Below are 22,720 nucleotides of genomic sequence, written 5' to 3' on the forward strand. Positions count from 1 at the left end.
CGTGCCTGGAGGGGAAAACCATGAATATCCATTTGCGACCCATCGCGCTCGGCCTGATCACGGCCTTCGGACAGGCCTCCGTTGCCTCCGCCCAACAAACGCTCGACACGCTTGTCGTCACGGCGAATCGCAGCGCGCAACTGCTCGAACACGCGACCGGCGAAACCGTGGTCATCGGCGCCAAGGAAATCGAGGCCAGGCAAACCGATCGCCTGACCGACATCCTCAACACCACGGCAGGGGTATTCGTATCGACCGGCAAGGGCCCGCTGCAAACGGCGCCGGGCTTCGCGCTGCGCGGCATTCCCAGCGACCGCCGCGCGCTCGTCCTGCTCGACGGCGTGGCCATGACCGATGGCTACGCCGGCAGCGTCCTGCTCGGCGGCATACCGACCGACTCGATTCGCCAGACCGAAATACTCTTCGGGCCGATGTCTTCCCTGTACGGCGGCAATGCGATGGGCGGCGTAGTCAACTTCGTGACCCGCATGCCGACCCGCACCGAGTTCGGCTTCAACGTCGGCTATGGCGATGCCTTCGAGTCGGGCAAGGCGGCAGCCGATGTCCAGAAAGCCTACATCCATGCCGGAACCCGGCTGGACAACGGGCTGGCGATCCGCTTCACCGGCAACTGGGGACAAACCAACGGTTATCGCAGCGAATGGGTCACCGGCAGTCGCCCGGCCAATTCGAACGGCGCCATCCCGACCAGCAGCGAAATGGGCGCGGGAACCTTCCTGCTCGGGCAGAAAGGCGACAACACCTGGAAGGAGCACGGCGCCTCGCTCAAGCTCGAGCAACGGGTCGACACCGATTTCACCTGGCGCGCCGGCTGGCTGCTGCAGGACTACCACTACGGCTATGGCGCACCGCAATCCTTCGTGCGCAGCAATGCAACCGGTACGCCCGTCTACAGCGTCTCGTTTGCCGGTGGCGACAGCGACTACAGCCGCCAGATATTCCACGCCGGCTTCGACAGCAAGCTGGGAATCGGCCGCCTGAACGTGCTGGCCAGCCACACCGACGTGACGGCCAATTCCTTCATCATCGCCACCACCGGAACGGCCTTCGGCGGCCCGGGCCGCATCAGCGACAGTCCGTCGGAGTCGACGACCCTCGACACCTACTGGAATGCCTCGCTCGGCGCCCACGACCTGACCGTCGGCTACGCCTACCGTCAGGACTCGGCGGACACCAAGGACTACACGCTCAGCAACTGGGGCAACCCCGAATCGAAGACTGCCCTCTATTCGTCGGCCTCCGGCAAGATGTACCTGAATGGTGCCTACCTCCAGGACAACTGGCTGCTGGCGCCCAATCTCACGCTGCAGGGGGGCCTGCGTTACGACCACTGGCTCAACGCCAACGGCCAGAGCAGCGACCCCTCGGGCATCTACAGCCATGCCGAGCGAACCGCCTCGGCATGGAGCCCGAAGCTGGGGGCCTCGTGGCGCGTCACCGACGCCTTCACGCTGCGCACCTCGGCCGGCAAGGCCTTCCATGCGCCAACAGTGTACGACCTGTATCGCAGCTCCACACTGACCACCTACAACATCAGCGCCAACCCGGCGCTGGAGCCGGAAACCGTCAAGTCCTGGGAGCTCGGCGGCGACTGGCGCGCCTGGCATGGCGGCGAAATCCGCGCCACCTATTTCTACAACGAGATCGACAACCTGATCTACCTCGGCCCGCGCAAGCCCGGCCCCGGCGGCAAGGATGTCCGCCTGCGCATCAACGCCGGCAAGGCCCGGACCGATGGCATCACGTTCAGCGTGACGCATCATTTCGATGCCGACAACCGGGTGTTCGCCAATTTCACCTATACGCACAGCGAGATGCTGGAAAACAACGCCTCGCCATCGTCGGTCGGCAAGCGCCTGACCGGCCTGCCGGAAAAACAGGCCAGCATCGGCTTCGAAAGGCGCCACGGCAACTGGCTGCTGTCGAGCAGCGGCCGCTACGCCAGCAAGCAATACTCGGACGACGCCAATGCCGATGCCGCCGTTGGCGTGTACAAGGCCTATGACGCCTATTTCGTCGTCGACAGCAAGCTGAGCTACCGCTTCAACAAGGAACTGACTGCCTCGCTGGCCGTCAGCAACCTGCTCGACCGGGAGTATTTCTCGTACTACGCTGCACCCGGCCGCGCCTGGTTCGCGTCGCTGACCTACAAGTATTAACCCGGAGCTATCTCACTGTTATTCAAGCATTACGCCATGTAAAATGGCAGGCGTTACAGGTGCTGCGCACGGACTCTCCAAGCGCAGTTAAACGGGAAAGCGGTGCGTCTCCGAAAAGACCATTCCGCTGCTGCCCCCGCAACGGTAAGCAAGTGCGGACGTATCACGAGGCCACTGGGAGACATCCTGGGAAGGCGATGCGTCAAGACTTGCAAGCCCGGATACCGGCCTGAAACGCCAACGGAAGTGCCACCTGGCGCCATGACGGCTCCCTGCGAGCCGCCAGGCGCCGGCACTTTTCCTCAACGTATTCCGGTAGCGGGGACGCCTGCCGGGAAAGGAAGAACATGAATCCACGCTTCAAGCCCCTGGCGGCCCTGCCTGCCCTCGCGCTGTCCGCGGCCCTTGCGCAGGCCCAAGCGCAACTGGACACCGTGGTCGTCACCGCGACGCGTTTTGCCGAGAAGCTACCGGCCGCAGCCGGCAACATCAGCATCATTTCCCGGGAAGACATCCGCAACTCGGCGGCCCGCAGCATTCCCGACCTGCTGAAGAGCAGCGCCGGCATCATGGTCACCCCGCTCTACGGCAGCATGGGCATCGATGCCACGGTGGACCTGCGCGGCTTCGGCGACACGTCGGCCAGCAACACGCTGATCCTGATCGACGGCCAGCGCATGAACCCGATCGACATGAGCGCCATCGACTGGTCGATCATCCCGCTGTCGAATATCGAACGCATCGAAATCATGCGCGGCGCCGGCACAGTTCTCTATGGCGACCGGGCAACCGGCGGCGTGATCAACATCGTCACCGACAAATCGGCGCGCAATGCCGCCTCGGCCGCCCTGGGTTTCGGCAGTTTCAACACGCACACCGTCGACGGCGAACTATCCGTCGGCGGTCGCCAAGCCTATGCCAACCTGAAAGCCCATTACGCCGATACCGACGGTTGGCGCAAGAACAGCCAGGCCGACCAGAAATCCCTGGCCGGCCGCCTGGGCTGGGCCTTTGCCCTGGGTGACGCATTCACCGACTTTGCCTTCTACAGCGAAAGCGCCGGCGCTCCCGGCTCGATCGCCGAGCGGGTTTACCGGACCGATCCCCGACAAGCGCGCAACCCGCTCGACACCCAGCGCAAGGATGGCTACCGCATCCGCCCCGGCGTCGCCCTGCAGTTCGCCGACAGCCTGCGTTTCGAGGCCGAGGTGTCGATCGAGCACGCCGACCAGCATTTCGAGAACTTTTCCTTTGGCAGCGTCTCCGACCGCCAGCGCGACATGGTGTCGCTGACCCCGCGCCTGCGCTGGGCGCACGGGCTGGGCCGGATGAAAAGCGAGACCATCCTCGGCGCCGACCACTACGCCGGCACCGTGACCAACACCTATTCGTCGTACGCCAACAACCGCTCCGAGCAAGACAGCACGGCGGCCTACCTGCAGAACACGACCAGCCTGACCGACCGCCTGGCACTAACCCTGGGCGCCAGAACCCAGAGAATGAAGCAGCGCGCCGACCAGGAGGCCTATCCGGCCTATTTCATGGCGGCGATGAGCGGTCGCAGCGAACGCTCGCGCAGCGCCTGGGATGCCAGCCTGGCCTATAACGGCGACGGCTGGCGCACCTATGGAAAGCTGGGCACGACCTACCGCTTCGCCAATACCGACGAATTGTTCGGCTATGACGCGCTGACCGGCAACACCGTATTTGCCGGCGACCTCAAGCCTCAGCACGGCACGATCGGCGAGGTGGGCGGCAGCTTCGTCCGCGGGCCGGTCTCCGCGCAGGCTTCGCTCTACCAGATCGACCTCGAGGACGAGATTGGCTACGACGGCGCCAAGGGGGCCAACGTCAACTTCGATCCGACCCGGCGGCGCGGCCTGGAAGCGGAGATGACCTGGCGCATCACCCCGACGCTGAAATCCCGACTGGCCTACACCTACGCCCAGGCCGAGTTCCGCGCAGGCCGCTACGAGGGCAAGGCGGTGCCGATGGTCCCTGGCAACAAGGCCTCCCTGCTGATCAACTGGGATGGCGGCTCGATCGGCAGCTACGGCGTGTCGACCAACTACGTCGGCGACCGTCGCTTCAGCGGCGACTACGCCAACAACCGCCAGATACTCTCGGGCTACACCACCGTCGACCTGCTGGCCGACTGGAAGACCGGGCCGGTCACGCTGTCGGCGCGCGTCCTCAACGCCACCAACAAGCGCTACGCCCCCTACGCCCTCTATTCGACGGCACGCAGCGATTATTTCTACTACCCGGGCGACCAGCGCAGCTTCTTCGTCAACGTCCGCTACGACTTCAAGTAAATGCCCACCCGCCAGCGCGCCATCCTGATTCTTTGCTGCCTCGTCCTGCTCACCGCGGCGAGCTTCGGGTTCGCGTTGACGGTCGGCAGCTTCAAGGTTTCCTACGGCGATGTCTTCGCGGCACTGCTCGGGCACGAAGGCGGCGGCGGCGAAGTCGTGCTGCAGCTGCGCCTGCCGCGCGCCATCGCCGGCTTTGCCTGCGGCGGCCTGCTGGCGCTGGCCGGCGCGCTGATGCAGGTGCTGCTGCGCAATCCGCTGGCCGACCCCTACGTGCTGGGCATTTCCGGCGGCGCCGGCGCGGGGGCGATGTTCGCCATCCTGATCGGCCTGCCGGTCATCGGCATCGACGGGCTGGCTTTCGTCGGCGCGCTCGGGGCGATGTTCGTCGTCTTCGGGCTGGCCCATGGCGACGGCAGCTGGACGCAGACCCGCCTTCTGCTCACCGGCGTCATCGTCGCCGCCGGCTGCGGTGCGCTGGTCGCGCTGATGCTGGCCATCGCCGAGGAGCACAAGCTGCGCGGCATGCTGTTCTGGCTGATGGGCGACCTCGGCCAGAGCAGCCGATGGTGGCCGGCCTTGCTGGCGCTCGGCGTGGCGCTGGCGCTGGCCATGCCTTTCGCCCGCGAGCTGAACCTGCTGTCGCGCGGCATGATGCAGGCCCAGGCTCTCGGCGTGGCGGTCGATCGGCTGCGCTATGCGATCTACCTGCTCGCCTCGCTGGCGACGGCGGCCTCGGTGACGACGGCCGGCTCCATCGGTTTCGTCGGGCTGGTCGTGCCGCACCTGGTCCGGCTGGCCACCGGCAACGACCAGCGCCTGCTGCTGCCGGCCTCGGTGCTGGCCGGCGGCTCGCTGCTGGTGCTCGCCGACACGCTGGCGCGCACCATCATCGCCCCCCAGCAGTTGCCGGTCGGCGTGCTGACCGCCCTGATCGGCGTGCCGGTCTTCCTGTTCCTGCTGTCGAGGCAGCCGAAATGAGCCTGCCGCTGATCGAAACCCGGCAACTGCGCGTCACCATCGGCGACAAGGCGATCATCGACGCCCTCGACCTCGGCGTGGCCAGCGGCGAAAGCCTGGCGATCCTCGGCCGCAACGGCGCCGGCAAGTCGACCCTGCTATCCACCCTGGCCGGCCTGCGCAAGCCGGCTGGCGGCAGCGTCCTGCTCCAAGGCGAAGCGCTGGCCTCGCTCCCCCCCCGGCAGGCCGCCTTGCGCCGCGCCTGGCTGGGACAATTCCAGAGCGACCCCTTCGGTTCGACCGTGCTGGAAACGGCCTTGACCGGTCGCCACCCCCACCTCGGCCGCTGGGACTGGGAGTCGACCGGCGACGCCGAACTGGCGCGCGACGCGCTGAAGGCGGTGGGGCTCGACGGCATGGAAACCCGGCAGATCCATACCCTCTCCGGCGGCGAACGCCAGCGGCTGGCCATCGCCACCCTGCTGACGCAGGCCGCCCCGCTCTACCTGCTCGACGAGCCGCTCTCGCACCTCGACCTCAACCACCAGATGGCGGTCCTCGACCTGTTCGCCGGCGCCGCGCGCAACGACGGCGCGGGCGTCATCATGGTCCTGCACGACCCGGCGCTGGCCCACCGTTTCTGCGACCGGGCGCTGCTCGTCCATGGCGACGGGCAAACCCGCCTCGGGCCGGTCGACGACATCCTGACAGCGGCAACGCTGTCCGAACTCTACGGCTACGGCCTGCGGCAGATCGAAGACCGCGGCCACCGCTGTTTCATTCCGGAATAGAAAATGACCGTCACCCACGAACAACGCATGCAGAAAAAGAAGGCCGTGATCGACAACAAGATCGCCTCGGCCCAGCAGGAACGCGGCGTCCTGCTGATCAACACCGGCAACGGCAAGGGCAAGTCGAGCGCGGCCTTCGGCGTCGTCGCCCGCGCCCTCGGCCACGGCCTCGAGGTGGGCGTCGTCCAGTTCGTGAAGGGGCGCGGCGACACCGGCGAACAGGCCTTCTTCCGTCAGCAGACGAATGTCGCCTGGCATGTCGGCGGCGAGGGCTTCACCTGGGAAACCCAGGACAAGGAACGCGACGCCAAGGCGGCGCAGGCCGCCTGGGCCGTCGCCTGCGGCCATTTGAGCAACCCGGACATCGGCCTCGTCGTGCTCGACGAAATGACCTACGCCTTCAAGTACGGCTGGCTCGATCTCGACACGGTGATCGCCAAGCTGCTAGCGCGGCCGCCGATGCAACACGTCATCATCACCGGCCGCACCGCCCCGCAGGCCCTGCGCGATGCGGCCGACACGGTGAGCGATATCGGCAACGAAAAGCATGCCTTCGCCGCCGGCGTCAAAGCCATGCCCGGCCTCGACTGGTAAGAGGCTCATGCGCCACGCCGGCTCCCGCCCGACGCGCCTCGGGCGATACGCCCTTGTCCTGGCCTGCGCCCTGGGCGCGGCCAGCGCGTCGGCGGCCACGCTGCTCGGCATCGTCACCGAACGCGCCGCGCCGACCGCCATCGAAGCCGCCCACCGCCACCTCGCCACCCACCCGCAGGACCGCATCGAACTGCGCACCCCGGCGCAGCTGATGGCCGCCAGCGACAAGCAGGTCGCACAATGGCTGGGGCGAGCCGACAGCGTGCTGGCCGTCTCGGTCTTCGGCGATCCGGCGCGCCGCCTGAAGGATGCCCTGGCCCGCCACGCCCGGCCGCAGACCGCCATCCTGGCCATGAACGGCGAAGCCGGCTTGAGCCTGATGAGCCGCGACGACGCCGGAACGCTCGCCCGCTTCCCGGCCGAAACCCTGCGCCAGCTGGCGCTCGAGAACCCGCCGGAGGCCGCCCTGGCCGCCGCCGCGGCCGAGCCGACCGCCCGCCACTGGCTGGCCGCCCGCCGCATCTGGCAATCCGGCGGCACCGACAACACGGCGCAGCTGCTCGCCCACCTGCTCAAGCCCGGCCTGCCGCTCGGCCAACCGAAGCCGGAGCCGACCCTGCGCCTGCGCGTCGGCAACGAAGAGCTGAGCGATGAACGGGCCTGGGGCCAGGCGGCCCGCCTCGGACTGAAGAGCGGCCCGGCCGTCGTCGTCCTCGACCTCGCCAACATGGATGGCCGCGCGCCCGCCGCGCTGTGCCGCGCCGTCGAACAAACCGGCCAGCCCTGCGTGCAGGTGCTGACCCGCTGGGGCGGCGCCTCGCGCCAGGCGCTGGAACGTCTGCCGGAGCTGATTGCGCCGGCCCGGCCATCCGCCCTGGTCGTGCTGCAGGATTTCGTCGTCGGCGCCGCCGAAGGCCGCGAAGCCGTGACCGAGGCCTTCCGCCAGCTCGACGTCCCGGTCTTCAAGGCCATCCGCCTGACCGAGCGGAGCGCCGCGCAATGGCGCCTGTCGCCGGATGGCCTGCCGGCCGACTCGGTGCAATACCGCGTCGCGCTGCCCGAGCTGCAGGGCATCGGCCAGCCCATCGTCGTTTCCGCGCTGGGCAAGGCGCAGGCCGACCGCCTGACCGGCATCGAGACCCGGCCGCCGGTGATGCTCGCCGCCGAGATCGACCGCCTCGCCGCGCGCAGCGCCCGCTGGCAGGTCCTGCGCAGCAAGGCCAACGCCGACAAGCGCCTGGCCATCGTCTACTACAACCACCCGCCCGGCCGGCAGAACATCGGCGCCGACAACCTCGACGTACCCAACACGCTGTTCGACATGCTGCATGCCCTGAAGGCCGCCGGCTATAACGTCGGCGAGCTGCCGGCGACGCCGGAAGCCCTGCTCGACCACATCATGGCGCACGGCGTGAACCTGCCCGAGGATCGCGCCGCGCTGCGCGAACTGGGCCGCTCGGTGGCGCACGTGACGGCGGCCGACTACGCGCGCTGGTTTGCCACCCTGCCCCCCCGCATCCAGGGCGAGATGACCCGCGGCCCGCTCGGCCGCCTGCACGCCGAGGCGCTCGAAGCGGAAGCCGGCAACGAACGCGCCGTCGGCCGCAAACGGGTCGATGCGGTGCTCAAGGAACTGCACCACCTGGTCGAAGGTGCCGACCATCCGCAGCGCGCGCGGGCGATCCGCGACCTGCAGGCGCTGGAGAAAGGCTACCAGGCCTGCCTCGCCGACACGCCAACCAAACGCTGCGCCAGCCTCGCGCCGCTGGCCCGCCGCCTGACCGGCTATGGCATCGAGGGCATGCAGGGCTGGGGCGAAGCGCCCGGCAAGGTGATGGTCGATGACGGCAAGCTGCTCGTCCCCGGCCTGCGTTTCGGCAACGTGTTCATCGGCCCGCAGCCACCGCGCGGCTGGGAAGTCGACGAGGAACTGCTGCACGCCAACACCAGCGTCACGCCGCCGCACCAGTACCTGGCTTTCTACCACTGGCTGCGCGACCGCTTCAGGGCCGACGCCGTGGTCCATGTCGGCCGCCACTCGACCTACGAATTCCTGCCCGGCAAGGCGGTCGGCCTCGCCGCCGACGACTACCCGAGCCTGATCGCCGCCGACCTGCCCGGCATCTACCCCTACATCGTCGATGGTGTCGGCGAGGGCACCCAGGCCAAGCGCCGCGGCCTGGCCGTGATGGTCGACCACCTGACCCCGCCGCTCGCCGCGACGCCGCTCTACGACCAGCTGCTGGTGCTGCGCCAGATCGTCGAGAGCTACGAGGCGGCGTCGTCCGAATCGCTGAAGATGCAGGCCGCCCGCACCATGCGCGAGAAGGTCGTCGAGCTGAACCTGAAGGCCGAACTGGAAGCCTCGATGGCCGACGTGCTGCAGGTTCGCGGCATCGGCTTCGAGGCGGCCGACGACGACCTGCTGGCGCACGAGGTCGGCCACTACCTGACCAAGCTGCAGGAAAAGTTCATGCCCTACGGCCTGCACGTCTTCGGCCGCGACTGGAGCCAGGAATCGCTCGACCTGATGCTGGCTTCGATGAAGCAGGGCGGCATCGACGACCCGCTCACCGCGCACAAGCTCAAGGATTCGCCGCGCCTCGAAATGCAGGGCCTGCTGGCCGGGCTGGACGGCCGCTACATCCCGCCGGGCAAGGGCAACGACCCGCTGCGCTCGCCCGAATCGCTGCCCACCGGCCGCAACTTCCACGCCGTCGATGGCGACATCCTGCCCACCCACCTCGGCTACAAGCTGGGCAGCGACCTGGCCGCCAAGGCATTGGCAAGAAGTCGCAACGAACGAGGCTCCGAGGGCATCATCCTGTGGGCCTCCGATGCCGTGCGCGACGAAGGCGTCATGGTCGGCTTCGCGCTCGCCCTGATGGGCGCCGAGCCGGTGTGGAACGCCCGCGGCATCGTCACCGACGTCCGCCTCAAGCCGGACGCCGTGCGGCGCGACGTGGTCATCACCACCTCCGGCCTGTTCCGCGACCTCTACCCCAACCTGATCAACCTGATCGACCGCGCCGGGCGCCTGGCCCTGGCCGCTTCCGCCGCCGGGCTGGCCGAACGGCGCCCCGAGCTGAAGGACGCCCTGGACGCGGCGCTGGCCGCCGTGCCGACCGCCAGCCGCGGCCGGGAAGCGCCGGAAAACAACCGCGTCGCCCGCGAATGGCTGGCCCGCCTCGCCGCCCTCGAACAGTCCGGCCTGCCGACCAAAGAGGCCGGTCGCGCCGCCGCCCAGCGCATCTTCGGCGACGCCCCGGGCGCCTACGGGGCCGGCGTCAATCGCCTGACCGAACGCTCCGGCGCCTGGCGCGAACGCGACGAGATCGGCCGCGCCTACCGCAACCGCATGGGCCACGCCTACGGCCTCGACGACAGCGGCGAGGCCGCCCACGCCGCCTTCGACACCGCCCTCGACGGCATCCAGCGCACCTACCACGGCCGGGCCAGCAACCTCTACGGCCTGCTCGACAACAACGACGCCTTCGACTACCTCGGCGGCCTGTCGCTGGCCATCGAGGGGCGCACCGGCCGGCCGCCGGAGGCGCTGATCCTGCAGCATGCCGAACCCGGCCGCGCCGATGTCGAACCGCTAACCAGCGCCCTGCTCGGCGAACTGCGCGGCCGCTTCCTGAATCCGGCCTGGCTCAAGCCGCTGATGGGCCACGGCTATGCCGGCGCCCGGACGATGGGCCAGGAATTCCTCGAAAACCTGTGGGGCTGGCAGGTCACCCGCCCCGACCTGGTCAAGAACTGGGCCTGGGACGAGGTCAAGTCGGTGTATTTCGACGACGCCCACAAGCTCGGCCTGCCGCAATTCCTCGGCCAGGGCCACAACGCCCACGTCAAGGCGCACATGCTGGCCATCTTCATGGTCGCCGCCGAAAAGGGCTTCTGGCAGACCGACGCCGCGACGATCAGGAAGATGGGCGGCGAACTGGCCCGCCTGGTCGCCAAAAACGGCCTGCCGGGCAGCGGCCACACCGCCCCCAACCACCCGATGTGGCAATGGCTGGCGCCGCAGCTCGACGCGGCCGACGCGCAGGCCCTGGGCGTCACGCTGGCCAAGGCGCGCGGCGAACTGGTTGCCGCCGCGCCAGCCGGCCAGCCCACCGCGCACCCGCAAGCCTCCGCCAACGCCCCGGCCGCCGCCCCGCAAGCCCCGCCGGCAACCGAAACGGCGCCGCCGCCCCGCTACTACGAGCTGCAAACGCTGGCCGATACGGCCAGCACGGCTCAACGCACCCTGCCCATCCTCGCCCTGCTCGCCGCCGCCTTCGCCCTGTTCGGGCTCGGGCTGTGGCGCGGCCGGCAAGGCCCCGCTCTCACCTCCGGAGAAATCCATGTCTGACGCCACCACCTTCGCCTGGCTGCACGATGCCGTCACCTGGCTGCTCACCCCGGCGCTCGCCGCCCTGATCCTGGCCTGCGCCATCGCCACCATCGAAGCCGGCATCGCCGTCGGCGAACGCTTCGGCGGCCTGGCCCGCCTGCAGGGCGGCGGCGATGTCGGCGCCCTGCAGAAGGTCGCCCGCCACCGCCTGGAACGCGCCGACCTGCTCGCTCGCATCCCGCCCATGCTCGGCCTGATGGCCACCATCATCCCGCTCGGGCCGGGCCTCGCCGCGCTCGGCAAGGGCGATCCGGCGCAGCTCGCCAGCGCCGTCACCGTCGCCTTCGACGCCACCGTGCTCGGCCTGGTCGCCGGCATCGGCGGCCTGGTCATCGGCAAGCTGCGCCGCCGCTGGTACGAGGAAGCCCTGGAAGCGATGGAGGACGGGCTATGAGCGAGCTGCAGCCGAGAAAGCGCCTGCGCCTCTACGCAAAGCTCGACGCCCGTTTCGACGACCGCGACGAAGACCCGCGCGCCAGCCTGGTCAATCTGGTCGATGTCATGCTGGTCTTCGCCTGCGGCCTGCTCGCCGCGCTGGCGGCCGGCAGCCAGGCTGCGCTCAAGGCGCCGCAGCCGGTCGAGAAGGGCCAGGAAATCGAACGCCCCGCCGTCGGCGCGCAACAAGCCGGCAGCGGCTACGACCGGGTCGGCGAAGTCTTCCGCGACCCGAAGACCGGCAAGCTCGTGCTGATCGAGCCGGCCAAGCCGTAATTCTTCAGCGCCTGCCCTTCCGGCGGCAGGACGCCACGAGCAGTCAGCCGGAAACACGCAACAGGTGCCCGCCGCCGCAAGGCGTCGGGTGAAACGGGAACGGGGTGCGCGATCCGTGCGATCGCAATGCCCCGGCTGCCCCCGCAACGGTAAGCGAGTGCGGATGCATCATCAGGCCACTGAGTGAAAACTTGGGAAGGCGGTGCGTCAAGACTTGCCAGCCCGGAGACCGGCCTGTCGCTTCGTGCTGTCCGCCCCGTGCGGCAGCGATTGCAACGGACCGTCTGCGGGAATGCGGGCGGTCGTTCGATGGAGTATCACCATGCAGCACCGCCTCATCTTCCCCGCCGCGCTCGCCACCCTGGCCAGCATCGGCAACCTCCACGCCGCCGGCATGCCGACCCTGCAGGAAGTCACCGTCAGTTCCGGCAAGCAGGACCTGACCGGCGTCGCCGATTCGGCCACCGAAGGCACGGTCACCGCCAAGCAACTCGCCAACCGGCCGCTGCTGCGCCCGGCCGAGGTCCTGGAAGCGGTGCCCGGCATGATCGTCACCCAGCACTCCGGCGACGGCAAGGCCAACCAGTATTTCCTGCGCGGCTTCAACCTCGATCATGGCAGCGATTTCGCCACCCACGTCCTGGGCATGCCGGCCAACATGGTCAGCCATGCCCACGGCCAGGGCTACATGGACGTCAATTTCATCATTCCCGAGCTGATCGGCGGCCTCAAGTACCGCAAGGGCGTCTACGCGGTGGAAGACGGCGATTTCACCACCACCGGCTCGGCGCGCATCGACTACCTGCGCAGGCTGGACCGCAGCTTCGTCGAACTCGGCATGGGCCAGCACAATTTCCGCCGCCTGCTCGCCGCCGGCGGGCAGACCGTCGGCGACATCAACCTGATCGCCGCGGTGGATGTCGGCGGCTACGACGGCCCCTGGGAGCAGGCGCAAAACCTCGACAAGACCAACGCCGTGCTGCGCCTGACCTCGGGCAGCGCCGCCAACGGCTTTTCCCTGACCGGCATGGCCTACAAGGCCGACTGGACGGCCACCGAGCACGTGCCGGAACGCGCCATCAGCAGCGGCGAAATCGGCCGCTACGGCGCGCAATCCCGCAACGACGGCGGCAAGACGCACCGCTACAGCCTGTCCGGCGACTGGGCGCGTACCACCGACAGCGGGGCCAGCAAGCTCAACCTCTACGTCATCGACTACGGCCTGCACTATTTCGCCAATCCGTCCGGCTACATCAACAGCGTCCAGGGCGACCAGCACGAACAGGCCGACGAGCGCACGCTGTGGGGCGGCCAGGCCCGGCACAGCTGGTTCCTCGGGCCGCAGTGGAAGGACACCGAACTCAGCGTCGGCGCCCAGCTGCGCCAGGACCGCGTTTCTTCACTCGGTCTCTACGCCACTGAAAACCGTCAGCGGATGCAGACGGTACGCGAGGACCGCATCCGCGAAACCGCGCTCGCCATGCTGCTCGAGGCGCGCACGCAATGGACCGGCTGGCTGCGCAGCACGCTCGGCCTGCGCCGCGACCAGATCGACGCCCGCGTCACGCCGCTGGCCGGCCAGTTCAACATGAGCAACGGCGGCAACGCCTCGGCCGGGCAGACCAGCCCGAAGCTGGGCCTCGTCCTCGGCCCCTTCGACCTGCTCGGGCCGACCGAGTTCTACGCCAACTGGGGCCGCGGTTTCCACAGCAACGACGCGCGCGGCGCCACGGCGCGCACCCATCCGCAGGACGGCAGCGCGGTCGACGCGGTGCCGCTGATCGTCAAGGCCAAGGGCAGCGAAGTCGGCCTGCGCACCACGCCGCTCAAGGGCTGGCACAGCAACCTGTCGCTCTGGCAGATGGACCTCGCCTCCGAGCTGGTCTTCATCGGCGACGAAGGGATCACCGAGCCGAAGGGCGCCTCCCGCCGCCACGGCATCGAATGGTCCAACTACATCACGCCGGCCGACGGCTGGATCATCGACGCCGACGTCGCCTGGTCGCAGGCCCGCTTCAAGGAAGCCAACGCCGACAACGGCGGGCGCCGCGTCCCCAACGCCATCCCGCTCACCGCTTCGCTCGGTGTTGCCGCCGACAACGGTGGCCCGTGGTTCGGCGGCCTGCGCCTGCGCTACCTCGGCGCCTACGCGCTGGAGGAAACCGGCGAGCACAAATCCGCCGCTTTCTGGATGGCCAACCTGAAGGCCGGCTACCGCATCACGCCGCAGCTGCAGCTCACGCTCGACATCCTCAACCTGTTCGACAAACGGGCCAACGACATCGAATACTGGGGCGGCGCCTGCTCGCGTAACGAAGCGCTGGCCGGCACCGGCGGCTGTGGCTCGGGCACGGCCATCGACGGCCGCCTGGTCCACCCGCTCGAACCGCGCACCTTCCGCGTCGGCCTGCGCGCCAGCTTCTGATCGTTCGCTCGCGACCCTCCCCGCCGGGAGGGTCTATCATCCCGTCTCGCATCCCGGACTCGCCACCATGCCCGCCTGCCCCGCCCTCCTCATCGCCGCCCCCGCTTCCGGCCAGGGCAAGACCACCGTCACCGCCGCCCTGGCCCGCCTGCATGCCCGGCAAGGCCGGCGCGTCACCGTCTTCAAGTGCGGCCCTGACTTCCTCGACCCGCAGATCCATGCCTTCGCCAGCGGCCGCCCCTGCCAGAACCTCGATCTCGGCATGTGCGGCGAAGCCGATGCCCGCTGGCGCCTGGCCCGCGCCGCGGCCGATTCCGACCTGATCCTGATCGAAGGCGTCATGGGCCTGTTCGACGGCCAGCCCTCGGCCGCCGATATCGCCGAACGCTTCGCCATTCCGGTCATGGCCCTGATCGACGCCGGCAAGATGGCGCAGACCTTCGGCGCCGTCGCCCACGGCCTGGCCAGCTACCGTCCCGGCCTGCCCTTCGCCGGGGTGCTCGCCAACCGCGTCGGCAGCCCGCGCCACGCCGGCATGCTGCAAGACAGCCTGCCGCCCGGCATGGGCTGGTTCGGCGCCCTGCCGAAAAGCGACGACAGCCTGCCCGAGCGCCATCTCGGCCTGCTCCAGGCGGCCGAGATCGACGACCTCGGCGAGCGCCTCGACAAGCTGGCCGACGCCCTGGCGGCCAGCGCCAGCGTCGACCTGCCCGCCCCCGTCGCCTTCCCCGAGGCCGATGCGCCGGCCACCGCCCCGCTGCTCGCCGGCAAGACCGTCGCCATCGCCCGCGACGCGGCCTACGGCTTCATCTACCCGGCCAACCTGCAGACGCTGCAGCAGCTGGGCGCCGAGCTGCGCTTCTTCTCGCCGGTCGCCGGCGACGCCCTGCCCGCCTGCGACGCCGTCTGGCTGCCGGGCGGCTACCCGGAACTGCACGCCCCGGCCATCGGCGCCAATGCGGCGCTGTGGCGGCAGTTGCGCGCCCACGTCGACGCCGGCAAGCCCCTGCTCGCCGAATGCGGCGGCATGATGAGCCTGTTCGAGGAGGTCGTGGACAAGGCCGGTACCGCCCATCGCTTCGGCGGCCTGCTGCCCGGCCGCTCGGTGATGCAGAAGCGCCTGGCCGCCCTCGGCACGCAATTCGTCGATCTGCCGGAAGGCGCGCTGTCCGGGCACACCTTCCACTATTCGAAAAGCGAGTCGCCGCTGGCCCAGCTGACCCGGGCGCGCACCGCCGACGGGCGCGACGGCGAGGCCGTCTACCGGCTGAACCGGCTGACCGCGTCGTATGTCCATATCTACTTCCCGTCCAATCCGGAAGCGATAGCGGCCCTGCTCGGCTGACCCTTCGAAAATACCGAAGAGTCACAACCGAATACGCTGCTAAATTCAAAGCGACTAAGCGGTTACACTACGCCGGTCGATTCCCACAGACAGGAGACACAGGATGAAAAACTTCGTAATGATGGCCGCAGCGCTGGTGCTCGGCTTCACCTTGCAAATCAACGACGCCGAGGCCAAGCGCCTGGGCGGCGGCAGCTCGTCCGGCATGCAGCGCCAGTCGGTCGCCCCGAGCAACACGCACCAGGCCGCACCGGCCCAGGCTCCGCGCCAGGCCGCCGCACCGACGCCCGCAGCGCAACCGAAACGCTCGTGGATGGGCCCGCTCGCCGGCCTCGCCGCCGGTCTCGGCCTCGCCGCGCTGGCTTCGCACTTCGGTTTCGGCGAAGAACTGGCCAACTTCATGATGATCGCCCTGCTCGCCATGGTCGTCATCGGTGCGATCGGCTTCTTCATGCGCAAGAAGGCCGCGGCCCAGGGTCACCAGGGCATGCAGTACGCCGGTGCCGGCGCCCCCTACGGTGCCAAGGCAGCGCAGCCTGACTTCACGCCGGCCGGCGGGTCCGCCGCCGCTCCGGTCGCTGCGGGCGTCGCCGCGGGCATGGCCAGCATCCCGGCCGATTTCGATGTCGAGGGCTTCGTGCGCAACGCCAAGGTGAACTTCATTCGCCTGCAGGCCGCCAACGACGCCGGCAACCTCGACGACATCCGCGAATTCACCGCGCCGGAAATGTTCGCCGAGATCAAGCTGGCCATCGACGAGCGCAAGGGCGCCAAGCAGACGACCGATGTCGTCCAGCTCAACGCCGAGGTGATCGATGTCGCCGAAGAAGCCAACCGTTACGTCGTGACCGTGCATTTCTCCGGCCTGATCCGCGAGGACGACCACGTACCGGCCGAGGCCTTTGCCGAAATGTGGCACATGACCAAGCCGCGCGACGGCTCCCGTGGCTGGGTTCTGTCCGGCATCCAGCAAGTCCAGTAAGCGCCACGGCGCTTACCCGAACGAACCGGCGGCCAACACCCGCCGGTTTTTTTACGTCCGCGATTTCTTCCCGACGGGCGGATCGGTCCGCCGGCGAGCGGTCGAGTAGAATTCCGCGTCACGACAACGCCAGCCACCGATCATGCGCCGCTATCCCCGCTCCTTCATCATCCTGACCGCGCTGGGGGTGCTCTGCGCGTTTCCCAGCGCCTTCAGCCTGGCCGGCTTCGGGGGGCTGATCCATCCCGTACTCGACGACCCGATGGCCGGCCTGGCCTTCGTCGTCTCCGCCATCGCGCTGTTCGGGTCGGGCGCCTTTCCGCTGGTGATCGGGAAGCTGAAGGAAGCGGAGGATCGCGGGTCGAGCGGCTAGACTTCGCGCATCAAGCGCCAGTACTGGAACTTGAGCGTCGCGGCGGCGGCCGCGACGATGGCGCCGAAAGTCAGCATGGAACCCAGCGCCAGCGTCGAGAAGCCGCTGATGCCCTGGCCGACCGTGCAGCCCATGGCGACGACGCCGCCGAAACCCATCAAGGCGGCGCCGATCAGGTGGCTGGCCGTATCTTCGACACTGGCGAAGCCTTCCCAGCGGAAATTGCGCGTCAGCACGCTCCAGGCGAAGGAGCCGGCGATCACGCCGAGCGCCGTGGCGATGGCGAAGGTCACCGTGCGGCTGGTATCGGACCACAGCATCAGCAACTCCAGCGTATAGGCCTGCGGCGCGACGAAGCTCAGCGCCTCCATGCGTCCGCTGTTGGTGGCGACGAAAGCTTCCTCCAGCGTCTCCGGATGCTCGGCGAGGTAGCCGACGTGGCCGCTGACGTACCAGGCGGCGACGACCGTCAGGCCGACACCCAGGCCGCCGAGCAGGTTGTCGAGGGTCCAGAAATCGCGCTTGAGCAGGCAAAAAGCCGTCAGGCCGCCGCCAATGCCGAGCACGGCCAGCCAGAAGGCCGTCTTCGCCTCGACACCGGCCGCCGTCAGCAGGGCGGGAATATCCTGCCCGCCCGGCAGGGTGATGGCGGCCTTTTCCAGCACGTTGACGCGGAAGATGCCGAAGATGCCGCGCATGGTCATGTAGGCCACCAGCCCGAGCACGACGAAAACGACCAGCGATTTCAGGTTGCCGCCGCCGATGCGGATCAGCGTCTTGCCGCCGCAGCCGGAAGCCAGCACCATGCCGATACCGAAGCAGGCGCCGCCGACGAGGTAGGACAGCCAGGCGAAGGTCGGCGTCCGGTAGATGCTCTTGCCGAGGTCGATCTGGCCGCCCGCATGCAGGAAACCGGCGCCCAGGATGGCGACGCCGATGGCCAGCAGCCACATGCGCATGCGGCTCCAGTCGCCCATGTTCACGATGTCGGAAACCGCCCCCATGGTGCAGAAATGGGTTTTCTGCCCGATGGCGCCGAACACGAAGGCGACGGCGAAAGCCAGCCAGAGGACGGTGTTGGGCGAAACGGCTGCCATGGTCAGGCGCGGTACGGTGTGGGGTCGGGCACGCCGGCCGCCGCGAAGCCTTCGGCGCGCAGGCGGCAGGAGTCGCAGGCGCCGCAGGCGCGGCCTTCCTGGTCGGCCTGGTAGCACGACACGGTCAGGCCGTAATCGACGCCCAGGGCGGAGCCCATCCGGATGATCTCGGCCTTCGACAAGTCGATCAGCGGCGCGTGGATGGCCAGCCTGTGGCCCTCGACCCCGGACTTGGTGGCCAGGTTGGCCATCTTTTCGAAGGCGGCGATGTATTCCGGCCGGCAGTCGGGGTAGCCCGAGTAATCGACCGCATTGACGCCGACGAAGATGTCGTCGCTGCCCAGCACTTCGGCCCAGGCGAGCGCCAGCGACAGCATGATGGTGTTGCGGGCCGGCACGTAGGTGACCGGGATGCCCGGCTGCACGCCCCCGGTGGGCACGGCGATCGAGGTATCGGTCAGCGCCGAGCCCCCGAACTGGGCGATGCCGAAATTGACGACGCGGTGTTCCCGGGCGCCCAGCGCCTGGACGACCCGTTCGGCCGCCTTCAGTTCGGCGTTGTGGCGCTGGCCGTAGTCGAAGGACAGGCAATAGCAGTCAAAGCCCTGCGAGCGGGCGATGGCGAGACAGGTGGCGGAATCAAGACCGCCGGAAAGGAGTACGACAGCTGGCTTCATCATGGGGCGCGAATATACCCGAAAATGACTATGGACCGCGACGGTATCTGCTTGTTCCTGCGCTACAATTTCCCGCTTTAGCCCACCAGCCCGGAGATTCCGATGATGCCTCGCCTGACTGCCCTTGCCGCTGCCCTGCTGCTGGCCGGTTCCGCCCACGCCGCCGACCGGATCAAGGTCGGTTTCGTCTCGACCCTCTCCGGCCCCGGTGCCGGCCTCGGCGTCGATATCCGCGACGGTTTCCAGCTCGGCATCAAGCACCTGAACGGCAAGCTGGGCAACCTGCCGGCCGAGGTGCTGGTCGCCGACGACCAGCAAAGCCCGGACATCGCCAAGCAGGCGGCGGACAAGTTCCTGAAGAAGGACAAGGTCGATTTCATGACCGGCATCGTCTTCTCCAACATCATGCTCGCCGTCGGCCCGGCCGTCTTCCAGAACCAGACCTTCTACATCTCGGCCAACGCCGGCCCCTCGCAATACGCCGGCGAGCAGTGCAATCCCTTCTTCTTCAACGTCGCCTGGCAGAACGACAACCTGCACGAGGCGGTGGGCAAGATCGTGCAGGACAAGGGCTACAAGAACGTCGTGATCGTCACCCCGAACTATCCGGGCGGCAAGGATGCGGTTTCCGGCTTCAAGCGCTACTACAAGGGCCATGTTTCCGAAGAGATCTACACCAAGCTCGGCCAGCTCGACTACGCCGCCGAACTGGCGCAGATCCGCAGCCTGAAGCCGGATGCGCTGTTCTTCTTCCTGCCGGGCGGCATGGGCATCAACTTCGTCAAGCAGTTCGTGTCGGCCGGCCTGTCGCGCGACACCCAGCTGTTCGCCCCCGGCTTCTCGGCCGACGAGGACGTGATCAAGGCGGTCGGCGGTTCGATGCTCGGCATGTTCAACTCGTCGCACTGGGCGCACGACATGGACAACCCCGAGAACAAGCGCTTCGTCGCCGACTTCCAGAAGGAATACGGCCGCCTGCCGTCGCTCTACGCCTCGCAGGGCTACGACGCCGCGCTGATGATGGATGGCGCGGTGCGCGACGTGAAGGGCAATGTCGAGGACAAGAAGGCCCTGCAGAAGGCGCTGGAAGCCAAGCGCTTCAAGTCGGTACGCGGCGACTTCAAGTTCAACGCCAACCACTACCCGGTTCAGAACTACTATCTCCGCGCCATCGGCAAGGATGCCGGCGGCCGAGTCACCAACAAGACCATGGGCACCATCTTCACCAATCATGCCGATGCCTATGTCGGCCAGTGCAAGATGAAGTAAGCCCCCGGCGACCAGTTGTTTCGGGCGGGGCAGTCAGTCGCTCTTGCGGACGCTCCTTGCCAGGCGCAGCAGGTTCGATTGTGGCTTCAGGTTGGCGCGCTTGCAGTAGTCGAGGTTGACCTCGAAGGCGAGGCGTTGCCCCTGCAGCGCGATGACCATGCCGACCTGCGGCAGGACCGGCGCATCGGCCACGGTCAAGACGGCTTGCTGGCCCAGCTCGTGGGCGATGCGCCCGAGCTTGGGCAATTCGGCATCGCCGATGAAAAGGATCTGGCAATCGGCAATGGCCGCCAGAGACGACAGGCGCGCCACGGCCACCCGCCGGTTGTTGATCAGCTTGCCCTCGTAACGCTTCAGCGAGCGACCGACCCTGTCGTCGCCCAGGGTGCAGATGTTGAAGCTGATCCGGTTCGACTCCGGCCACTCGGTGAAGGCGCCGAAGTTGTAGATGTAGGCCGCCTTCATGTCGGCCTCGGCGACTGAATCCGGGCGCTCCCCGCCGGAGTCGGCGAGAACGATCCCGGCCAGCCAGAGCGAGACGAGGAGGAATAATGCCCGCATGCCCGTCGTCTCAGAAATCGCAGCGCAGCTGGAACCAGTAGGTCCGGCCATCCATGCGCAGGGTGTCCTGCGGGATGTCGCTGGCCGGGCGCCAGGCGAAAGGCGAAACCGCCTCGTAATGGCGGTCGAACAGGTTGCGGATGCTGAAGGACGCCGAGAAGCCGTACCACGTGCGCTGGCTGGACAGGGTCAGGTTGGCCAGGGCCATCGCCCCCAGCCGCTTCTGGTCGGGAACGCTGCCGCCCATTTCCTCCTGGACCAGGGCCAGGCGCGATCCCAGGTACTGTCCCTCGAAACCGACGCGCCACCGGTCGGCCAGCACCGGGAAGCTCAGGTTGAACTTGCCCAGCACATGCGGCGAATTGGCGAGCTGCGCGCCCTGCACGTTGCTCGCATCCTGCCAGGCCATGCTGCCGCGCACCCGGATGCCGCTTTCCCACGAACGCTCCAGCTCGACCTCAAGCCCCCGGCTGGTACTCGACCCTTCCGGCAGGTAATCGTCGGCCACCGCGTTGTACACCAGCTGCCGGCTCCGCTTGTAGCGGTACAGCGAGCCGGTGAAGCGCAGGCGCGGCGTGAATTCGTGCTGGAGCACCAGCTCGCTGGCCGCCACGTATTCCGGCGCCGCCGCCGCCCCGTAGGTCGAGCGATCGTTGGCATTCGGCATGCGGAAGGCTTCGCTGTAGGAAGCCTTCCACGTCGTCTCCGCGGCAGGCCGGTAGATGGCCGCCAGGCGCGGGCTCCAGTTGGGCGCCAGGTCGCTGGCGTCGTCGTAGCGGGCGCCGAGATTGAGCGACCACTGGTCGTCGAGGCGTATCTCGTCGGTCAGATACAGGCTGATCGTGCGCCGGGCATAGTCTTCCTGCACCGTACGCACGGTTTCGTGCGCCGCCGAGAGGTAGCGCCAGTGGAAGTTCTGGCGAAAATCGTTGCGGTACTCGACGCCGAAGACGAGGGAGTGATCCCTGAACCAGTTGCCGACGAATTTCTGGTCCAGCCCCCACCATTTCCCCTCGAAACGACGCTGGCCGTATTTTTCGCCGTCGCTGTCGTCGGAAAACTCCCGGAAAGCGTCGTAGACGTACTGGCCATAATAAAACCGCGTCGATGAATAGAGGCTCAGGCCGAGGTCGGTTTCGTAGCGGCCATTCAGGAAGGCGTTTTCATCGCGGATGGCGAACAAGGAATTGAACGCGGTGTAGTAGCTGGGATTGGTCGGCACCGCCTTGTTGCGGTCGACATAAGCCGCCTCGAGGGTCAGCCCCTCGTACGAGAACTTGCCGAACAGGCGCCGGTTGCGCTCCCAGTCCCGGGCCTCGGCGACGCCGTTGTTGGTCGATGGCGTGTCGTAGGCCGGGAAATAGCGATTCCGGCCATTGACGTCGAGGGCCGACACCGAGAACAGCACATCGGCGCCGTTTTCGAAGCGCTTGCCGTAGGTCAGCCGCTCCTTCCTGCCGCCGTGGCTGAACACCTCGCCCGCCGCCTGCCCGCCGTTGAACGAAGCGCCCTGGCGCGTGACGACGTTGATGATGCCCAGCATCGCATTGCTGCCGTAGGTCACCGAACCGGTGCCGGGGACGTATTCGACCCGCTCGACCAGGTCGAGGTCGATCAGGCCGGAATTGTCGATGTAGGCCTGGTTGAACAGGCTGTCCTGCGTCGCATGGCCGTCGATCATCAGCATGATGCGGCCGGCGTAGTCGCCCGGCACGCCGAAGCTGCGCCCGCCCATGTACTGGTAGCGATAGTCGTAGGTGGTGTACAGGCCGCGCATGCCGTTGATCACGTCGGCCAGCGTGCGGTAGCCGTAGGCCCGGATGTCGTCGGCCGTGACGATGGCGACGGCGGACGGCGAATCGCTGATCTGCTGGGCGAGCCGCGAGGCGGGCACGACCTCCTGCTGCACCAGCTGCTCGAAGGGCGTATCCGACAGGTCGCGAGCGGTTTCGGCGCAGGCCAGGCCGCCGACCAAGTGCAGGCCGATCCACACGGATATCGTTTTCAGCGCGCCGAACGTCATGACTCCCCCCAAGCAGCG

At 68.0% G+C, this 22,720-nt stretch carries 17 protein-coding genes and 2 riboswitches; of the genes, 13 read left to right on the forward strand and 4 right to left on the reverse strand.

Annotated features, from left to right (window positions below; translation table 11 throughout):
* Nucleotides 1-20: 20 nt before the first annotated feature.
* The 12 genes from Q0P59_RS05655 (at nucleotide 21) to Q0P59_RS05710 (ending at nucleotide 17,075) form a co-directional block, all read left to right on the forward strand.
* Nucleotides 21-2,180, forward strand: a complete 2,160-nt coding sequence (locus Q0P59_RS05655) for a TonB-dependent receptor (RefSeq protein ID WP_295004462.1) — start codon at nucleotides 21-23, stop codon at nucleotides 2,178-2,180.
* Nucleotides 2,181-2,220: 40 nt separating this feature from the next.
* Nucleotides 2,221-2,428, forward strand: a riboswitch (cobalamin riboswitch).
* 99 nt (nucleotides 2,429-2,527) lie between these two features.
* Nucleotides 2,528-4,495, forward strand: a complete 1,968-nt coding sequence (locus Q0P59_RS05660; RefSeq protein WP_295004464.1) for a TonB-dependent receptor — start codon at nucleotides 2,528-2,530, stop codon at nucleotides 4,493-4,495.
* Nucleotides 4,496-5,473, forward strand: a complete 978-nt coding sequence (locus Q0P59_RS05665; RefSeq protein WP_295004466.1) for an iron ABC transporter permease — start codon at nucleotides 4,496-4,498, stop codon at nucleotides 5,471-5,473.
* The gene (locus tag Q0P59_RS05670; protein WP_295004468.1) at nucleotides 5,470-6,243 is read left to right on the forward strand and encodes an ABC transporter ATP-binding protein; all 774 of its coding nucleotides are present in this window, start codon (nucleotides 5,470-5,472) and stop codon (nucleotides 6,241-6,243) included. The genes Q0P59_RS05665 and Q0P59_RS05670 overlap by 4 nt, the downstream gene beginning before the upstream one ends.
* 3 nt (nucleotides 6,244-6,246) lie before the next feature.
* A complete protein-coding gene (gene cobO, locus Q0P59_RS05675; RefSeq protein WP_295004470.1) occupies nucleotides 6,247-6,837 on the forward strand; it encodes a cob(I)yrinic acid a,c-diamide adenosyltransferase in 591 nt (196 codons plus the stop codon).
* A 7-nt stretch (nucleotides 6,838-6,844) separates the two neighbouring features.
* Nucleotides 6,845-11,197, forward strand: coding sequence for a cobaltochelatase subunit CobN (locus tag Q0P59_RS05680; protein WP_295004472.1), 4,353 nt, complete (start codon nucleotides 6,845-6,847; stop codon nucleotides 11,195-11,197).
* Nucleotides 11,190-11,633, forward strand: coding sequence for a MotA/TolQ/ExbB proton channel family protein (locus Q0P59_RS05685; protein WP_295004474.1), 444 nt, complete (start codon nucleotides 11,190-11,192; stop codon nucleotides 11,631-11,633). Before Q0P59_RS05680 ends, Q0P59_RS05685 begins: the two co-directional genes overlap by 8 nt.
* A complete protein-coding gene (locus Q0P59_RS05690) occupies nucleotides 11,630-11,950 on the forward strand; it encodes a DUF2149 domain-containing protein (protein WP_295004476.1) in 321 nt (106 codons plus the stop codon). The genes Q0P59_RS05685 and Q0P59_RS05690 overlap by 4 nt, the downstream gene beginning before the upstream one ends.
* Nucleotides 11,951-11,995: 45 nt before the next feature.
* A riboswitch (cobalamin riboswitch) is annotated at nucleotides 11,996-12,203 on the forward strand.
* Between the two features lie 69 nt (nucleotides 12,204-12,272).
* On the forward strand, nucleotides 12,273-14,375 hold the full coding sequence (locus Q0P59_RS05695) for a TonB-dependent receptor (RefSeq protein WP_295004478.1): 2,103 nt from the start codon (nucleotides 12,273-12,275) through the stop codon (nucleotides 14,373-14,375).
* Between the two features lie 67 nt (nucleotides 14,376-14,442).
* Nucleotides 14,443-15,720 carry a cobyrinate a,c-diamide synthase gene (locus tag Q0P59_RS05700; protein WP_295004480.1) on the forward strand — a complete coding sequence of 426 codons (1,278 nt, stop codon included), beginning with the start codon at nucleotides 14,443-14,445 and terminating at the stop codon, nucleotides 15,718-15,720.
* A 103-nt stretch (nucleotides 15,721-15,823) separates the two neighbouring features.
* Entirely contained in the window at nucleotides 15,824-16,702 is an 879-nt protein-coding gene (locus Q0P59_RS05705; protein ID WP_295004482.1) for a Tim44-like domain-containing protein, read from the forward strand.
* A gap of 142 nt (nucleotides 16,703-16,844) precedes the next feature.
* Nucleotides 16,845-17,075, forward strand: a complete 231-nt coding sequence (locus Q0P59_RS05710) for a hypothetical protein (protein WP_295004484.1) — start codon at nucleotides 16,845-16,847, stop codon at nucleotides 17,073-17,075.
* On the opposite strand, the gene Q0P59_RS05715 is transcribed toward Q0P59_RS05710, so the two are convergent.
* Nucleotides 17,072-18,172, reverse strand: coding sequence for a YeeE/YedE family protein (locus tag Q0P59_RS05715; protein ID WP_295004486.1), 1,101 nt, complete (start codon nucleotides 18,170-18,172; stop codon nucleotides 17,072-17,074). The genes Q0P59_RS05710 and Q0P59_RS05715 overlap by 4 nt on opposite strands.
* Nucleotides 18,173-18,174: 2 nt before the next feature.
* Nucleotides 18,175-18,852, reverse strand: coding sequence for a 7-cyano-7-deazaguanine synthase QueC (gene queC / locus Q0P59_RS05720; protein WP_295004488.1), 678 nt, complete (start codon nucleotides 18,850-18,852; stop codon nucleotides 18,175-18,177).
* Between the two features lie 102 nt (nucleotides 18,853-18,954).
* Between queC and Q0P59_RS05725 the strand changes: the two genes are divergently transcribed.
* Nucleotides 18,955-20,118, forward strand: a complete 1,164-nt coding sequence (locus tag Q0P59_RS05725; protein WP_295004490.1) for an ABC transporter substrate-binding protein — start codon at nucleotides 18,955-18,957, stop codon at nucleotides 20,116-20,118.
* A gap of 33 nt (nucleotides 20,119-20,151) precedes the next feature.
* Here the strand turns inward: Q0P59_RS05725 and Q0P59_RS05730 are convergent, their stop codons facing one another.
* Both Q0P59_RS05730 and Q0P59_RS05735 read right to left on the reverse strand, forming a co-directional pair.
* Nucleotides 20,152-20,679, reverse strand: coding sequence for a YfiR family protein (locus Q0P59_RS05730; RefSeq protein WP_295004492.1), 528 nt, complete (start codon nucleotides 20,677-20,679; stop codon nucleotides 20,152-20,154).
* Nucleotides 20,680-20,689: 10 nt separating this feature from the next.
* A complete protein-coding gene (locus tag Q0P59_RS05735) occupies nucleotides 20,690-22,702 on the reverse strand; it encodes a TonB-dependent receptor (RefSeq protein ID WP_295004494.1) in 2,013 nt (670 codons plus the stop codon).
* Nucleotides 22,703-22,720 lie beyond the last annotated feature (18 nt).

The sequence above is a fragment of the uncultured Dechloromonas sp. genome, from assembly GCF_945957265.1.
In the GTDB taxonomy this organism is placed as follows: domain Bacteria; phylum Pseudomonadota; class Gammaproteobacteria; order Burkholderiales; family Rhodocyclaceae; genus Azonexus.

What these genes read in the sequence shown, in the direction of transcription:
- Q0P59_RS05655 (WP_295004462.1), top strand. Translation starts at nt 21, where the DNA reads ATGAATATCCATTTGCGACCCATCGCGCTCGGCCTGATCACGGCCTTC.
- Q0P59_RS05660 (WP_295004464.1), top strand. Translation starts at nt 2,528, where the DNA reads ATGAATCCACGCTTCAAGCCCCTGGCGGCCCTGCCTGCCCTCGCGCTG.
- Q0P59_RS05665 (WP_295004466.1), top strand. Translation starts at nt 4,496, where the DNA reads ATGCCCACCCGCCAGCGCGCCATCCTGATTCTTTGCTGCCTCGTCCTG.
- Q0P59_RS05670 (WP_295004468.1), top strand. Translation starts at nt 5,470, where the DNA reads ATGAGCCTGCCGCTGATCGAAACCCGGCAACTGCGCGTCACCATCGGC.
- cobO (WP_295004470.1), top strand. Translation starts at nt 6,247, where the DNA reads ATGACCGTCACCCACGAACAACGCATGCAGAAAAAGAAGGCCGTGATC.
- Q0P59_RS05680 (WP_295004472.1), top strand. Translation starts at nt 6,845, where the DNA reads ATGCGCCACGCCGGCTCCCGCCCGACGCGCCTCGGGCGATACGCCCTT.
- Q0P59_RS05685 (WP_295004474.1), top strand. Translation starts at nt 11,190, where the DNA reads ATGTCTGACGCCACCACCTTCGCCTGGCTGCACGATGCCGTCACCTGG.
- Q0P59_RS05690 (WP_295004476.1), top strand. Translation starts at nt 11,630, where the DNA reads ATGAGCGAGCTGCAGCCGAGAAAGCGCCTGCGCCTCTACGCAAAGCTC.
- Q0P59_RS05695 (WP_295004478.1), top strand. Translation starts at nt 12,273, where the DNA reads ATGCAGCACCGCCTCATCTTCCCCGCCGCGCTCGCCACCCTGGCCAGC.
- Q0P59_RS05700 (WP_295004480.1), top strand. Translation starts at nt 14,443, where the DNA reads ATGCCCGCCTGCCCCGCCCTCCTCATCGCCGCCCCCGCTTCCGGCCAG.
- Q0P59_RS05705 (WP_295004482.1), top strand. Translation starts at nt 15,824, where the DNA reads ATGAAAAACTTCGTAATGATGGCCGCAGCGCTGGTGCTCGGCTTCACC.
- Q0P59_RS05710 (WP_295004484.1), top strand. Translation starts at nt 16,845, where the DNA reads ATGCGCCGCTATCCCCGCTCCTTCATCATCCTGACCGCGCTGGGGGTG.
- Q0P59_RS05715 (WP_295004486.1), bottom strand. Translation starts at nt 18,172, where the DNA reads ATGGCAGCCGTTTCGCCCAACACCGTCCTCTGGCTGGCTTTCGCCGTC.
- queC (WP_295004488.1), bottom strand. Translation starts at nt 18,852, where the DNA reads ATGATGAAGCCAGCTGTCGTACTCCTTTCCGGCGGTCTTGATTCCGCC.
- Q0P59_RS05725 (WP_295004490.1), top strand. Translation starts at nt 18,955, where the DNA reads ATGCCTCGCCTGACTGCCCTTGCCGCTGCCCTGCTGCTGGCCGGTTCC.
- Q0P59_RS05730 (WP_295004492.1), bottom strand. Translation starts at nt 20,679, where the DNA reads ATGCGGGCATTATTCCTCCTCGTCTCGCTCTGGCTGGCCGGGATCGTT.
- Q0P59_RS05735 (WP_295004494.1), bottom strand. Translation starts at nt 22,702, where the DNA reads ATGACGTTCGGCGCGCTGAAAACGATATCCGTGTGGATCGGCCTGCAC.